14 protein-coding genes are annotated in these 14,734 nt (G+C 62.3%); 3 read left to right on the forward strand and 11 right to left on the reverse strand.

All coding sequences use genetic code 11. The features are described from left to right. Position 1: 1 nt before the first annotated feature. The gene (locus tag GOQ25_RS04415; protein ID WP_160349243.1) at positions 2-727 is read left to right on the forward strand and encodes a hypothetical protein; all 726 of its coding nucleotides are present in this window, start codon (positions 2-4) and stop codon (positions 725-727) included. 74 nt (positions 728-801) lie between these two features. Here GOQ25_RS04415 and GOQ25_RS04420 read toward each other — a convergent pair whose 3' ends face one another. From GOQ25_RS04420 to GOQ25_RS04450, 7 genes are all read right to left on the reverse strand, one after another. Next, the gene (locus GOQ25_RS04420) at positions 802-1,428 is read right to left on the reverse strand and encodes a nucleoside triphosphate pyrophosphatase (protein ID WP_160349244.1); all 627 of its coding nucleotides are present in this window, start codon (positions 1,426-1,428) and stop codon (positions 802-804) included. A 63-nt stretch (positions 1,429-1,491) separates the two neighbouring features. Beyond that, positions 1,492-1,962 carry a 23S rRNA (pseudouridine(1915)-N(3))-methyltransferase RlmH gene (gene rlmH, locus GOQ25_RS04425; protein ID WP_160349245.1) on the reverse strand — a complete coding sequence of 157 codons (471 nt, stop codon included), beginning with the start codon at positions 1,960-1,962 and terminating at the stop codon, positions 1,492-1,494. Between the two features lie 63 nt (positions 1,963-2,025). Beyond that, positions 2,026-2,415 carry a ribosome silencing factor gene (rsfS, locus tag GOQ25_RS04430; RefSeq protein WP_160349246.1) on the reverse strand — a complete coding sequence of 130 codons (390 nt, stop codon included), beginning with the start codon at positions 2,413-2,415 and terminating at the stop codon, positions 2,026-2,028. A gap of 84 nt (positions 2,416-2,499) precedes the next feature. After that, the gene (gene nadD, locus GOQ25_RS04435) at positions 2,500-3,090 is read right to left on the reverse strand and encodes a nicotinate (nicotinamide) nucleotide adenylyltransferase (protein WP_160349272.1); all 591 of its coding nucleotides are present in this window, start codon (positions 3,088-3,090) and stop codon (positions 2,500-2,502) included. Positions 3,091-3,131: 41 nt separating this feature from the next. Continuing rightward, on the reverse strand, positions 3,132-4,043 hold the full coding sequence (gene hemF / locus GOQ25_RS04440) for an oxygen-dependent coproporphyrinogen oxidase (RefSeq protein ID WP_160349247.1): 912 nt from the start codon (positions 4,041-4,043) through the stop codon (positions 3,132-3,134). Positions 4,044-4,169: 126 nt separating this feature from the next. Next, positions 4,170-5,471 carry a phosphoribosylamine--glycine ligase gene (gene purD / locus GOQ25_RS04445; RefSeq protein WP_160349248.1) on the reverse strand — a complete coding sequence of 434 codons (1,302 nt, stop codon included), beginning with the start codon at positions 5,469-5,471 and terminating at the stop codon, positions 4,170-4,172. A 175-nt stretch (positions 5,472-5,646) separates the two neighbouring features. After that, positions 5,647-6,378: a YebC/PmpR family DNA-binding transcriptional regulator gene (locus GOQ25_RS04450; RefSeq protein ID WP_160349249.1), complete on the reverse strand. Its 732-nt coding sequence runs from the start codon at positions 6,376-6,378 to the stop codon at positions 5,647-5,649. 203 nt (positions 6,379-6,581) lie between these two features. Between GOQ25_RS04450 and GOQ25_RS04455 the strand changes: the two genes are divergently transcribed. Together GOQ25_RS04455 and GOQ25_RS04460 are read left to right on the forward strand one after the other, a co-directional pair. Further along, entirely contained in the window at positions 6,582-8,111 is a 1,530-nt protein-coding gene (locus GOQ25_RS04455) for a helicase HerA-like C-terminal domain-containing protein (RefSeq protein WP_160349250.1), read from the forward strand. A 139-nt stretch (positions 8,112-8,250) separates the two neighbouring features. Then, positions 8,251-9,183, forward strand: coding sequence for a glyoxylate/hydroxypyruvate reductase A (locus GOQ25_RS04460; protein WP_160349251.1), 933 nt, complete (start codon positions 8,251-8,253; stop codon positions 9,181-9,183). Positions 9,184-9,268: 85 nt separating this feature from the next. Here the strand turns inward: GOQ25_RS04460 and GOQ25_RS04465 are convergent, their stop codons facing one another. The 4 genes from GOQ25_RS04465 to GOQ25_RS04480 all read right to left on the reverse strand — a co-directional run bounded on the left by GOQ25_RS04465 (position 9,269) and on the right by GOQ25_RS04480 (position 14,652). Beyond that, a complete protein-coding gene (locus tag GOQ25_RS04465; protein ID WP_160349252.1) occupies positions 9,269-10,342 on the reverse strand; it encodes a tartrate dehydrogenase in 1,074 nt (357 codons plus the stop codon). Between the two features lie 100 nt (positions 10,343-10,442). Continuing rightward, on the reverse strand, positions 10,443-12,029 hold the full coding sequence (locus tag GOQ25_RS04470) for a DHA2 family efflux MFS transporter permease subunit (RefSeq protein ID WP_202109328.1): 1,587 nt from the start codon (positions 12,027-12,029) through the stop codon (positions 10,443-10,445). 2 nt (positions 12,030-12,031) lie between these two features. Continuing rightward, on the reverse strand, positions 12,032-13,216 hold the full coding sequence (locus tag GOQ25_RS04475; RefSeq protein WP_160349253.1) for an EmrA/EmrK family multidrug efflux transporter periplasmic adaptor subunit: 1,185 nt from the start codon (positions 13,214-13,216) through the stop codon (positions 12,032-12,034). A gap of 20 nt (positions 13,217-13,236) precedes the next feature. Further along, on the reverse strand, positions 13,237-14,652 hold the full coding sequence (locus tag GOQ25_RS04480) for an efflux transporter outer membrane subunit (protein WP_160349254.1): 1,416 nt from the start codon (positions 14,650-14,652) through the stop codon (positions 13,237-13,239). Positions 14,653-14,734: the final 82 nt, after the last annotated feature.

Genomic DNA, 14,734 nt, shown 5'->3' on the forward strand with positions numbered 1-14,734 from the left:
CATGCAGATCACCCCTTTTTCTCTGCCCTTTTCCGCCGAAGCGCTGGCATCGATTGCACCCCCGGTCAGTAGCGTAAAGGAAGCGTTTGAATGCGTCGAGGTTTGGATACATGCGGCCGTTACCGCGGTCGAGATAGCGTCGGTCCTCCACACCGCCGAGGACGCGTTTCTCAGCATCGCCGACTTCGCCTCTACCACAACCGTAGGGACACTGAGTTTCCTTTCAGCGGTTTCTGCTTTGCATACGTGCATGAAGGAAGGCTTTTTCAGTCTTGACGGCGCGGCCATGCTCACGAGTGGTCTCAAAGCGTTGGTGTCGCTTGACCAGGTACTCAACGTTGCGGCGGGCGTGGGCTTAGGCCTTGCCGAGTTCAGCGGAGTGGTGGGTGTTGCAGTTTCCTTGGTGACGTTTGCCAAGCAAGTGCGGGCAGGCGATGTTCCCGGCGCCATACTCACCGGTGCCAAGCTCGCAGCCACGGTCGCGCTGACGGGCCACCCCGTAGCGCTGGCAATTGTGCTGGGCGCTAATGCGGCTTATGCCTTGATCAGTACTTATATGAAGGTCGCCGAGGAATCAGCCAAGCATCGTCACGCGGCAGCGGAGGGCACGCACGAACTCGCTAACAAGCCAGCGGATGAGCCTGCGAGGACGCCGGACCGCGAGCGGCCGGGCAGCCTGGAATCCTTGCCGGCCCCTGAGATACCGATTCCGCCGGCCGCGGTCTGATAGGGGGTCTGCAATCGGGTGTTCGCCGCTGGGGCCACGGCGTGCATCATCTTGGAATCGCCGGATTTTCGCAGTCAGGGTAGTGCGATGCCCACCCGGCGCAGCAGCGTGGCCGTTTCGAACAACGGTAATCCCATGACGCCGGTATAGCTCCCCGAGAGGTGCTCGATGAACGTGGCGGCCAGCCCCTGTATGCCATAAGCACCGGCTTTGCCGTAAGGTTCGTCGCTATCGCAATAGCGGGCGACGTCCTCCTCGCTCAGTACACGGAAACGAACCTCGGAAATGGAGACTTCGGTATGGAGTTCACCACGATAAGCCACGACGACGGCGGTGTGCACGTGGTGAGTCGTGCCGCTGAGGCGGCGCAACATCGCGACCGCATGAGCGCGGTCCACGGGCTTGCCCAGGACATCGCCACCCAGGATCACCGTGGTGTCGGCGGCGAGGATCGGCAGCTCGGGTAATTGTTGCGATAGCAACCATTGCACGCCGCGTTCGGCTTTTTCGCGCGCGGTACGGCGGACATAATCAGCGGCGCTTTCACCCGCCAATTGCGGTTCGTCTTCGCCCGGCGGCGCGGGCACTTGCAGCACGGTATGTGCCAAGCCTATCTGTGTCAGCAGTTCACGCCGGCGCGGACTCGCGGATGCGAGGTAGAGACGGGGCGAGACGGCGGAGGAAGAAGGCGATGACGTCATGGTGTGTATTGAGAAATCAGAACGCAGGACGGCCGATAAGAGCTGGATGCCGTGCGATGTGCATCAGGCTCTGTGGTAGGGGTGACTCGTCATGATCGCCCAGGCGCGATAAAGCTGCTCGGCGAGCACGACTCGCACCATGGGGTGCGGCAGGGTCAGCGATGACAGGCGGATCTGCCCATCACAGGCGGCTTTCAGCGATGCGTCCAATCCATCGGGGCCGCCCACGATAAACGCGACGTCACGTCCGTCGCCGCGCCATTGTTCCAGGCGCTGAGACAGTGCCATCGTGGTCAGGTCACGACCACGCTCATCCAGCGCCAGCCGCAGCGCGCCGGCCGGCAGCGCCGCCTCGATGCGACGCGCTTCGGCCGCCATCATCTGCGCAGGCGTTTTACCCGTGGTGCGCGGCTCGGGCTTTACCTCGCGCAGTTCGAGCGCGCAATCCGCGGGCAGCCGCTTGGCGTAGTCATCCCAAGCCGTTTCGACCCAGTCGGGCATACGATGGCCCACGGCAATAACGATGAGTTTCATAAGCTGGCTGTGCCTCGCAACGGCGTTGGCGCCGCGCAAAAAACAGGCATCGCGTCGTCCCGATCAGTCTTCGGCGTCGTCAAGCTGACCCGGCTGGCCACCGGAGGCGGGCAACAATTTGACGCGCACCGGTTTATCGCCCCAGATTTCTTCCAGGTTGTAATACTGGCGGATCGCCGGTTGCATCACGTGCACCACGATATCGCCCAGATCCACGACGACCCATTCGCCCGTGTCTTCGCCTTCCACGGTAATGCCGGTGAGCTTGAGCGCGCGACCGCAGTCGGCCACGCTGGAGGCCAGCGCACGCGTCTGGCGATTGGAGGTGCCGCTGGCGATGACGACGCGATCGAACAGGCTGGTCAGATGCGTGGTGTTGAACACCTTGATGTCTTGCGCCTTGACGTCTTCAAGGGCGTCGATGACGGCGCGTTGCAGTTTTTGAATATCCATGTTTGTAAATATAACCCGCGAGGGCAGCGCACGGGGGCGAGATGAGGCGCCGATACGTCACCCTTTACGCCAAAACGCGGGCTATCAGCGGTAGAGATCGTGGGCCGCGATGTAGTCGGCGACTTTGGGGGGTAACAAGCCTTCGGTTGGCGCACCACGAGCCAAGCGCGCGCGAATTTCCGAGGCGGAGACGTCCATCGGGGTGAAAGGCAAGGTGGCTAGCTGCCGCTCGGGGTGAGCGGCGAGCCAGTCCTGCAGTTCGGCCGGGGGCGCAAGCGGTGAGCCTGGACGCACGGCGACCGCCAGATCCACGCGCTGGACGATGTCCTGCCACCGATGCCAGGTGCAGAAATTGGCGAGCTGGTCCGCGCCCAGTATCCAGACATAATGCGCGATGGGCGGCAGGGCCAGGATGGTGTCCACCGTATAGGTGGCGCCGCCGCGCTCGATCTCGATCGCGTCGACGCCCAGGTCCGGGTCGCCATCGATGGCGATCTCGATCATGCGCAGGCGGTGTTCCGGCGACGCGGCCAGCGGCGCGCGCTGCCAGGGGTTTGCGGCCGGGATGAATTGAACCTGGTTCAAGTCCAGCCCGACGAGGGCGGCGTGTGCCAACGCGAGATGGGCCACATGAATCGGATCGAAACTTCCGCCCAGCAGGCCTACCCGCGGCAGCGGTGCCGCGGTGTCAGCGGGGGACGGTAGCTCGTTTCGCGTCACACCCAATCCCGTGGGGTTAAAAACGCGGCCAATTCGGCCTCGGGCGTACCCGGTTGTGGCTGCCAGTCATAACGCCAATGCGCGACGGGCGGCATGGACAGCAGGATGGACTCCGTGCGCCCGCCCGATTGCAAGCCAAACAGCGTGCCGCGGTCAAAGACCAGGTTGAACTCAACATAACGGCCGCGCCGGTACGCCTGGAACTCGCGCTGCGCGTCGCCGTAGGGCAGGGCATTACGGCGTTCGACGATGGGCATGTAGGCAGGCAAAAATGCATCGCCTACCGACCGCAGCAATGCGAACGAGGCGTCGAAGCCGGGCTCGTTCAAATCGTCGAAGAACACGCCGCCAATACCACGCGTTTCCTGCCGATGCTTCAAAAAGAAGTACTCATCGCACCAGCGCTTGTACTTGGGGTAGTAGTCCGCGCCGTGCGGCGCCAGGGCGTCCCGACAGACCTGATGAAAATGACGCGCGTCTTCCTCGTACGGATAGTAGGGCGTCAGATCCAGGCCGCCGCCAAACCAGAAGATATCTTCTTCGTCCTGCCCCGGCCGAGCTGCGGCCATGAACATGCGCACGTTCATGTGCGTGGTGGGCACATACGGGTTGCGCGGATGCAGCACCATCGACACGCCCATGGCTTCCCAAGGGCGGCCGGCCAGCTCTGGCCGATGCGCGCTGGCTGATGGGGGCAGCTGGCTGCCTTTGACATGGCTGAACAATACGCCGCCGCGCTCTAGAAACTGGCCGCCTTCGATCAACCGCGAAACGCCGCCGCCGCCTTCGGCACGCTGCCATTCGTCGGTGCGGAACGCTTCGCCGCCAGCTTCTTCCAACGCCTGCACGATACGCGTCTGCAGACCGGTCAGATAATTTCGTACGTCGGAAACGGGGAGTTTGCTCATGCTATGTCCAGATGGGTGAGGGCTGTCGCCGCCGATCAGGCGGCGAGCTCAGGCGGCTGCCAGGGTTGACACCGCGCGTGCTTGGGTAAGCTTAGCCCTGACAACCCATCCGTGCTTTGAGATTAATTAAGGTTTGGCCTTTTGCTGCGAAGGCTTCAATGCACGCCAGCCGATGTCGGAGCGATACTGGCGGCCGTCGAAATGCACCCCATCGACCGCGGCGTAGGCTCGCTCGCGTGCCATTCGCACGGAATCACCAAGCGCCGTCACGCACAGCACACGTCCGCCGGCGGTCTTGAGCTCGCCATCTTCCAGACGCGTGCCCGCATGGAAAACCATGCAGTCTTCGGTCTCGGCCGGCAACGCGGCGATGACATCGCCCTGACGCGGCGTACCAGGATAGTTGTGCGCGGCCAGCACCACGCCCAGGGCGGTACGGCGATCCCAGGTGATGTCGGCTTGGTCCAGCGTGCCTTCGACGGCGTGTTCAAGCGTATCGAGCAGATCGCTCTTGATCCGCATCATGATGGGCTGTGTTTCGGGGTCGCCCATGCGGCAGTTGAATTCCAGCGTCTTGATCGAACGGTCTTGATCGTCGCCCGGGCCGATCATCAGCCCCGCGTAGAGGAACCCGGTGTACGGAATACCGTCGCGCGCCATGCCTTGCACCGTGGGCAAGATGATTTCGCGCATGATGCGGTGGTGCAGGCCCGGCGTGACAATCGGGGCGGGCGAATAGGCGCCCATGCCGCCCGTGTTGGGGCCGGCGTCGCCGTCTTTCAAACGCTTGTGATCCTGGCTGGTCGCCAGCGCCAGTACGTGACGGCCATCGCACATCACGATGAAGCTGGCTTCTTCGCCGACCAGGCATTCCTCGATCACGACCCGCGCACCTGCCTGGCCGAGGCTGCCATCGCCGAGCATGGCGTCGATGGCGGCATGGGCCTCGGCCAGATCGGCGGCGACGACCACGCCCTTGCCAGCGGCCAAGCCGTCAGCCTTGATGACGATGGGGGCGCCTTCCTGGTCGACGTAGGCGTGTGCCTCGGCGGGATCGGTAAAAGTCTGATAGCGCGCCGTCGGGATGTTGTGGCGCACCATGAAAGCCTTGGCGTAGTCCTTGGAGCTCTCCAGCTGCGCGGCGGCCTTGGTGGGGCCAAAAATCTTTAGCTTGCGTGCGCGGAACACGTCGACTACGCCCGCTGCCAAGGGCGCCTCGGGGCCGACGACCGTGAGGGAAACGCCTTCGCGCTCGACGAAATCCGCCAGCTCTTCCGGATCGGTGATGGGCACGTTTTGCAGCAGGTCGCCCTGCGCGGTGCCGCCGTTGCCGGGCGCGACAAAGACCTTGTGGACGCGGGGCGAGCGGGCCAGGCGCCAAGCCAGGGCGTGTTCGCGGCCACCAGAGCCGATTACCAGGAGTTTCATGTTCGGTGAGTTCTTAAAATAGCCGGGCGTTGCCGTCCCAGGCTAGGCACAAAAGGTTGGCGGGCTGATCCGCCGTGTTGGTGTGTCTTGACTGCTGCCCCGCGCGACGCGACCGGCGCGCCGCACGGGTCGCCGCGATGGAGTTCCTTAAAGGGAAATCCACGCGGCATACTGATTACTGCGACTCGTCGAAGACGACGTTCGTATAGACTTCCTGCACATCGTCCAAGCCCTCGAGCACATCGAGGAGCTTTTGCATTTTTTCCGCATCTTCGCCCGTCAGTTCGGTCTCGTTTTGCGGCTTCATGATGATGCCTTCGACTTCGGCCTTCAGGCCGGCGGCTTCGAATGCCTGGCGCACGGCGGCGTAGTCGGCAGGCGCGCAAATGACTTCGATCACGCCTTCTTCGTCCGTGACAACGTCCTCGGCGCCGGCTTCGAGCGCGACTTCCATCACTGTGTCTTCCGCGGTGCCAGGCGCGAAAACGAACTGGCCGCAATGCTTGAACATGAATGCGACCGAGCCCTCTTGGCCCAGGTTGCCGCCATTTTTGGCGAATGCGTGGCGAACCTCCGCGACCGTGCGGGTGCGGTTGTCGGTCATGCAGTCCACGATCACGGCCGCGCCGCCGATGCCGTAGCCCTCGTAACGGACTTCCTCGTAGTTGGCGCCATCGGCGCCGCCGGCCCCGCGCTGAATCGCGCGCTGGATGTTGTCCTTGGGCATGTTGGCGTCGGTAGCCTTGTCCCACGCCATCCGCAGGCGCGGATTGCTGTCGGGGTCAGGGCCGCCGGCTCGCGCGGCGACGGTGATCTCACGAATGATCTTGGTCCAAAGCTTCCCGCGTTTGGCATCCTGGCGGCCTTTGCGGTGCTGGATATTGGCCCATTTACTGTGTCCGGCCATGGTGTCCCAAATAAAATTGTCGGCAAAACGGGCATTTTACCGTGGTTGACGCGCGCGGGCGCGCGGCGAGGCCAGGATGCGACGCGCCGAATTGCTTCTACACATGTCGCGGGCCGTTTTACGCTGTGCCTGGGCACGCATGCCGCACAATTTCGCGCGTTCGCTCTACACTTGTCACAATTCTTGCATGCCGGAGAGCATAGATGTCCGACCCCATCGTCGTCGCAAAAAACGAACATACAGAATTGCACTTGCTGCCGGCACTGGCGAACCGCCATGGCTGCATCACTGGCGCGACGGGCACGGGCAAGACGGTGACGCTGCAGGTGCTTGCCGAAGCGTTTTCGCGCATTGGCACGCCGGTATTTCTGGCCGATATCAAAGGCGATTTGACGGGAATTTCTCAAGCCGGGGAATCCAATCCGAAGCTGCAAGCGCGCTTGCAGCAAAACGGCTTGCCCGAGCCTGTCTGGGGCGCCAATCCCGCGGTCGCGTGGGATGTGTTTGGCGAGCAGGGCTTGCCGGTTCGCGCCACGATTTCCGACATGGGGCCCTTGCTGCTGTCGCGCATGCTGGAGCTCAACGACACCCAGGAAGGCGTGCTGACCTTGGTATTTCGCGTGGCCGATGACGAGGGACATCTGCTGCTCGATCTAAAAGATCTGCGCGCGATGCTCCAAAACGTCGCAGACCGCGCGGCGCAGCTCAAGACCAAGTACGGCAATGTGTCCGCCGCCTCGGTGGGCGCCATCCAGCGCAGTCTGTTGCGGCTGGAGTCTCAAGGCGCCGAGAAATTTTTCGGCGAGCCCATGTTGGATGTGTTGGATCTGATGCGTACCGACGCCAAGGGTAGGGGCATCATCAATATCCTCGCCGCTGACAAGCTGATGCAGTCGCCGCGTCTCTACAGTGTGTTCTTGTTGTGGATGCTGGCCGACCTGTATGAAAAGCTGCCCGAAGTCGGTGATCGCGATCAGCCCAAGCTGGTGTTCTTTTTCGACGAGGCACACCTGTTGTTTAACGATGCGCCCAAGGCGCTGTTAGACAAGATCGAGCAGGTCGTGCGCCTGGTGCGTTCAAAAGGCGTGGGCGTGTACTTCGTCACGCAAAATCCGTTGGATATCCCCGATTCCGTGCTGGGACAATTGGGCAATCGCGTTCAGCACGCATTGCGCGCGTTTACCCCCCGTGACCAGAAGGCCGTAAAAACCGCAGCAGAGACCATGCGGCCGAATCCAGGGCTCGATATCGAAGCCGCGATCACGGAGCTGGGGGTGGGCGAGGCGCTGGTGTCCTTGCTCGATGCCAAAGGGCGTCCCGAGCCCACGCAACGTGCCTGGATCATGCCGCCGGGCAGTCGCATCGGCCCGGCTACGGATGCCGAACGCCAGGCACTGCGCGATGACCCGACCATGTCGGCCAAGTACGCCAAGGCCATCGACCGCGAATCGGCCTACGAGGTCCTGACCGCGCGAGCCAGCGCAGAAGTCGCGCAATCGGGCGCGAACGACAAGTCGGGCGGCACGGAAGGGAAGTCCAAGACCGCCGCCGACGAGCAAGCCTCTGGTGGGTTAATGCAGGGTTTGAATGAGCTGCTCTTTGGTTCCACCGGCCCGCGCGGCGGCAAGCGCGATGGCGTGGTGCAATCGGTCGTCAAGAGCACTGCGCGATCGATGGCCAGACAGCTTGTGCGCGGCGTATTGGGTTCGTTGCTCGGCTCTAAGCGCCGCTGAGCACAAGCTCGCGCGCGGAGTCGCATGGGTCTTCGCGCGCTAGGCCTGGAAATCTCCTGATCACAGCAAGATTGACCCCTTGGCAACGCGCTGTTTGTGGCAGCATAGCGGACTAAATCCGCAGCTGAGAGCGTAATTCATGAAGATTCTCGTCGTTTCGTCGCATCCCGCCACGCAAGAGCGGTGGGTGGAACCGATCTCTAACGCCATCCCCGAAGCAGAGGTTGCCCTGTGGCACCCCGATCTGCCACCGCAGAATGCGGACATCGCGGTGGTCTGGTCGCCACCAGCTGAACTCTTCGAGCGCGAGCGCAACCTGCGCGCGGTATTCAATCTGGGCGCAGGCGTCGACGGCCTGCTAAAGCTGCCAACCTTGTCTGCGGATACCCCCATCGTCCGGCTGGAAGACGCGGGCATGGCCGTGCAAATGGCGGAATATGCGGTGTGGGCGATCACCCGGGCAAGCCGCCAGTTCGACGACTACGTCGCCCAACAGCAAGCCGGCGTTTGGGCAACATTGTCCGAACTGCGCCGTGCGCAATGGCCAGTGGGCGTGTTGGGTGCGGGCGTCATGGGGAGCAAGGTTGCGCAAACCTTGGCCGCGCTTGATTATCCCGTGGCGGGCTGGTCGCGCAGCGGCAAGGTGCCGGCGGGGGTGGAAAGCTTTGCTGGCTTGGACCAATTGCCCGCGTTTCTCGCCCGTTCGCGCGTGTTGATCAACACGCTGCCCTTGACGGCCGAGACGCGCGATATCCTGCGTCGTGAAACGCTGGAACAGCTCATGCCCCAGGCCCACATCATCAATATGGGGCGCGGCGAGCATTTGGTGGAAGAAGACCTGCTGGCGTTGTTGGATGCAGGACATATCGAGCGTGCGACGCTCGACGTGTTTCGCCAAGAGCCGTTACCCAAAGACCATCCGTTCTGGAAACATCCCAAGGTCACGATCACTCCACATGTGGCGGCGATCAGCCTTCAGCACGAAACGGTCGCGCAGATCATCAATAAGATCCAGCGTCTGATGCGTGGCGAGCCGTTGTCCGGGGTGGTGCAGCGCGATCGCGGCTATTGAGCTCGCGTCTGCGTCAGCACTGATGGGCTGACCCGGGCAGGCCAGCCCGTCTGGGCCAGCCCCGAAAGGCTGGCCTGTCATCGTCTTACTTGCCCGAGGCGATGATCTCGGCGATCGCGCGGCCCACGTCGGTCGTGGATGCCGTGCCCTGCATATCGCGCGTGCGCGGGCCTTCGGCCAGCACCGTTTCGATGGCGCTGACCACGGCCTTCGAGGCTTCCGGATAACCCAGGAAATCCAGCATCAACGCGCCGCTCCAGATCTGACCGATCGGGTTGGCGATGTTTTTGCCATAGATGTCGGGCGCCGAGCCGTGCACCGGCTCGAACAACGACGGGAACTTGCGTTCAGGATTCAGGTTGGCCGAGGGCGCGATACCGATCGTGCCGGTGCAGGCCGGGCCCAGATCCGACAGAATGTCGCCAAACAGATTCGATGCCACGACAACATCGAACCAGTCCGGGTGCTGCACGAAATGCGCACACAGGATGTCGATGTGATACTTGTCCCAGCGCACGTCCGGATACTGCGTACCGATGTCGGCGACGCGCTCATCCCACCACGGCATGGAAATCGAGATGCCGTTGGACTTCGTGGCAGCGGTCAAATGCTTGCCACGCTTCTGCGCCAATTCGAAGGCGAACTTCAACACACGGTCGGCGCCGATGCGGGTGAACACGCTTTCCTGAATGACGACTTCGCGTTCGGTCCCTGCAAAGAGGCGGCCGCCGCTATTGGAGTATTCGCCTTCGGTGTTCTCGCGGACGATGAAGAAATCGATATCGCCCGGCTTGCGATTGGCCAGCGGCGAGGGCACACCCGGCATCAAGCGCACGGGACGCAAGTTGATGTACTGGTCGAAGTGGCGGCGGAACTGAAACAGCGAACCCCACAGGGCTTCATGATCCGGCACCGTGGCGGGCCAGCCGATAGCGCCGAAGAAAATCGCTTCATGGCTGCCGATCTGTGTTGCCCAGTCGTCGGGCATCATCTTGCCGTGCTTGGCGTAGTAGTCGCAGCTCCAGTCAAAATGGTCCCACTGAAAATCGATGCCAAAGCGTGTCGCGACAGCGTCAAGTACGCGCAATCCCTCGGGGACTACTTCCTTACCAATGCCGTCGCCGGGAATGACTGCGATTTTATGCTTAGTACCTGCCACCAATGTTCTCCCAATGTTTTTCGATGGATGGCCAGTGCGCCGGACACGACGTATGACATGTTGGCCATCGAATGCGCAGTTTAATCGCAGTCCGACCGCTTTAGTGAGCCCCGGCTGCAGCTTCGGCAGCGCCGCCGCCCGCATTGGCGGTTTTGCGACGCCCGTGCGCGAACCAAACCAAGCCCGTCAGCAAGATAAAGATGACACCCGAGGCATAAAACACGTCTGTTGCCGACATGGTGTAGGCCTGCGTATTGATGATCCCATCCAGCCGGGCGAGCGCGGCATCCCGCGGCATCGCCAGGGTGTTCTGCAACGTATCCAGTGCCTGATCAAACGGCGCATGACCGGGCCGCGCGATTTCGGTGAGCCGCGCATGATGTTCGGTGGCGCGGTCTTCCCATACCGTGGTGGCGATCGACGTTCCGAATGCCCCCGCCGTCAGCCGCAAGAAATTCGATAATCCCGAGGCGGCGGGGATGCGCCAGGGCTCCAGCCCAGACAGCGTGATCGATGTCAACGGGACAAAGAAAGCCGCCATGGCTGCCCCTTGCACCAACGTTGGGAGAATCAACGTACGCATATCCGCATCGGTATTGAAGCCCGAGCGCATGAAGCACACCAGCGCGAACACCAGGAACGCAACGGTCACCAGCTGCCGTGGGTCGCGTGTGGCGAGCAGTTTGCCGACGATGGGCGTCAGCAAGATGGCCATCAAGCCAACCGGCGCGGTGACCAGCCCCGCGTAGGTGGCGGTATAGCCCATTGTGCTTTGCAGCCACAGCGGCAACAGCACCACGTTGCCAAAGAACACGCCGTAGGCCACGGCCAGCGTCAGCGCGCCGACAGTAAAGTTGCGGACCTTGAATAAGCGTAGATCGACGATTGGATGCGCATCCGTGAGTTCCCAGATCAGAAAGAATACGAAGGCGACGAAAGCCGTCAGTGCCAGCAGCTGGATAACCGGGCTGGCGAACCAGTCAAGCTCCTTGCCCTTGTCCAACATGATTTGCAGCGCGCCCACCCACACCACCAACAGCACCAATCCGAGTTTGTCGATGGGCAACTTGCGCGTGACCGATTCGCGATCGCGGTAGACCCGCCAACTGATCCACGCGGCTAGCAAGCCTACCGGTACGTTGATATAAAAAATCCACGGCCAGGAATAGTTATCCGAAATCCATCCGCCGAGTAATGGCCCGGCCACTGGCGCGACCAGCGTGGTCATCGACCAGATGGCCAACGCCATGCCGGATTTTGCCTTCGGAAAGCTCGAAAGCATCAGCGCTTGCGACAGCGGGATCATCGGCCCCGCCACCGCGCCTTGCAGCACGCGAAACGCGATCAGGGCTTCCAGCGAAGGCGCGAATCCGCATAGCCACGAGGCCAGCACGAAGAGCAGGGTAGAAATAATAAAAAGCCGCACCTGGCCAAAACGCTGGGTCAGCCACCCTGTCAACGGCACCGTGATGGCGTTGGCCACCGCGAACGAGGTGATGACCCAAGTGCCTTGGCTGGAACTCACGCCCAGATCGCCAGAGATCGTGGGAATCGATACGTTCGCGATCGAGGTGTCCAGCACATTCATGAACACTGCGGTCGACAGGGCGATCGAACCGATAATGCGCGTCGCGCCCTCCAGCGGCGGCAAGGCTTCGCGCGAAGCAGGGGAACGGGAGGCGCTCATGATCAGAGATTGGCCTGGATGATGCGGTCAATCAAGGCGTCCGCGCCGTCGTGGGTGTCCGCATAGACCTTGGTGGACCACGCGGGTTCATGCCTGGGAGTCGCGGGGGCGTTTTCGTCCACTGCTTGGCTCAGATCGACTTCGACTTCCATCGACAAACCGACGCGTAATGGGTGCGCCTGAAGTTCTTTGGGGTCGAGCTCGATACGCACCGGCACGCGCTGCACCACTTTAATCCAGTTGCCGGTGGCATTCTGCGCGGGCAAGAGCGAGAACGCGCTGCCCGTGCCGGCATCCAGGCCCACAATTTTGCCGTGGTAGGTAACGTCACTGCCATACAGATCAGATACCAGCGTGACACGCTGACCGGGCCGCATGTGGCGTAGTTGGCCTTCCTTGAAATTCGCTTCAACCCAGACTTGGTCCAGCGGCACGACGCTCATCAACGTGGCGCCAGGCGCGACACGCTGACCGACTTGTACGCTGCGGCGCGCGATGACGCCATCGACCGGGGCAGGGATGACGGTGCGCGCGTGGGCGAGCCATGCTTCCCGCAGTCTGGAGCCCGCGAGCAGCACATCGGGATGGGTGGCCACCGTGGTGCCGTTGGTCAACGCCTGATTCGTGGTCAGGCGGGCTTGCGCGGCGGCCAACGATGCCCGGGCTTGTTCCAGCCCGGATTGTGCGGTCTTAACCGCTGTTTGCGCGTGCAGCAGCTCTTCTCCACTTACGCCGCCGGTCTTGGCGAGCGTTTGCCGACGTTGCAGATCGCTTTGCGCTCGCTTCAGGTCGGCCTGCGCGCGATCAATGTTGGCTTGCTGCACATGAATGTCGGCCTCCAGCGACTCATTTTGCACATACAGCGTGCGCACTTGGCGAACCGTTTGCGCCAGCTGTGCTTCGGCCTGTCGGAGCGTGACCTCGGCGTCGGCGGGGTCAAGGCGAATGACCGCCTGCCCGGCTTGAACATGCTCGGTATCGCCGGCCTCGATAGCGATCACGGTGCCGGGAACTTGCGGCGTGATCTGCACGAGGTTGCCATGCACATAAGCGTCGTCGGTGCTCTCAACATGAGAGCCGAAAAGCGCCCACCATATTCCATACAGAACGGCGAGCACGATAAATACACCCGCTGCGATCAGCAGCAGGCGTTTGCGGGCGGGGTGATGTTCAGAAGTCGCAGTCATGACGTCGGGGATGTGTTCGGTCAATGAGTAGAAGCATTCGGTGCGTCCGTGGCGGGCTCGTAGCCCCCGCCCAGCGCATACGCGAGATCGGCGTCTAATTGATAGGCGCGGAATTGCAGGTCGGTGTCCAGCCGTGCCTGGGTCAGCACACCGGTTTGCGCGATCAACACCGTGAGGTAGTCGCCCATGCCGGCGCGATAGCGCTGCACCGCCAAGTCATAGGCCGCGTCAATGGCGGTGCGCGCCTGATGCTGTTGCGTGCGTTCTTCGCCAATCAGACGCAAGGCCACTATGGCGTCAGCGGCTTGATTCACCGCGTCAAGCACGACCTGGTTATAGTCAGAGACCGCCAGATCGGCCTGCGCGCGCCGGCTGGCGAGGTTGGCATTTAAAGCGCCGCCGTGAAAGATCGGTAGCGAAATCGCAGGGCCTATGCCTGCCATGCGGCTGCCCGCATCGAGCAGATTGCCTGTCCCGATGGCCTGGAATCCGGCGAATGCCACCAGATTGATATTGGGATAAAACTCCGCGCGCGCCGCGTCGATATTGCGCTGCGCGGCCTCGGCTCGCCAGCGTGCCGCCACGACATCAGGGCGGTGGCCTAGAAGATCCAGCGAAACTTCGTTGGGTACCACGCCGGCGGGGGCGGCCAACGTCGATTCTTGAATTGCCTGTCCGCGCGCCGGACCCGTGCCCGCCAAGGCCGCGACTTGATTGCGCAATTGCGCCAGGGTCGTCTCGATCTGGGTTAAGTCGACACGGGCGGCGGCCAGCGACGATTCTGCTTGTTTGACTTCGACTTGCGTATCCAGTCCCGCACGTTGCCGGTCGCGTGTCAATTGCAAGACCTCCTCGCGCTGCTTCACGATGCGCTGCAGAACCTTGCGTTGCGCGAAGGCGTTTTGCAGATTCAAGTAGCTGCGCACGACCGCGCGAGAAAGCAGATTGCGGGCAGCATGCGTGTCCGCCTCTGCCGCGGCGCTTTGCGAAATCGCTGCATCCAGCCGGGCGCGATTTTTTCCCCAGAAATCCAGCTCATAGCTGAAATCCAAGGCGAGTCGAGTATCCGAGCTAACCGACCCCGCCATGGGGGGCTGATAGATGTAGTGCTTCGAGAGATGTTCGCGCGTCAAAGCGTAATTGGCATCCACCGCTGGCATCAGCGGGGCGCGAGCGCCGCGTACGGCCGCGTTGGCCTGGGCCAGGCGGGCTTGCGCGGATGTCATCGACGGGTTGCGTGCCAGCGCCTCGTCGACCAGCGCGTCGAGCTGCGGGTCGGCGTAGCGGTGCCACCACTGCTGCTGCGGCCAATCGACAGCGCTGGCTTGCAAACCGAGCTGCGCGCCATCGAGGCGCGACAACGGGGCTGCCGCCTCGTCCATCTGCGCGCAGCCCGCTAAAGCGAGCACAAGTGCCAGGGGGATTAGAGGTTTCATCCTTACGTTTTGCTGAATGTGTTTGTCATGGCTGTATCTGCCTAGGCAGCGATTATGACGTAAAACCTGCAGGCTGGGCACA

Source organism: Bordetella sp. 15P40C-2 (genome assembly GCF_009763235.1).
GTDB lineage: Bacteria > Pseudomonadota > Gammaproteobacteria > Burkholderiales > Burkholderiaceae_B > Bordetella_A.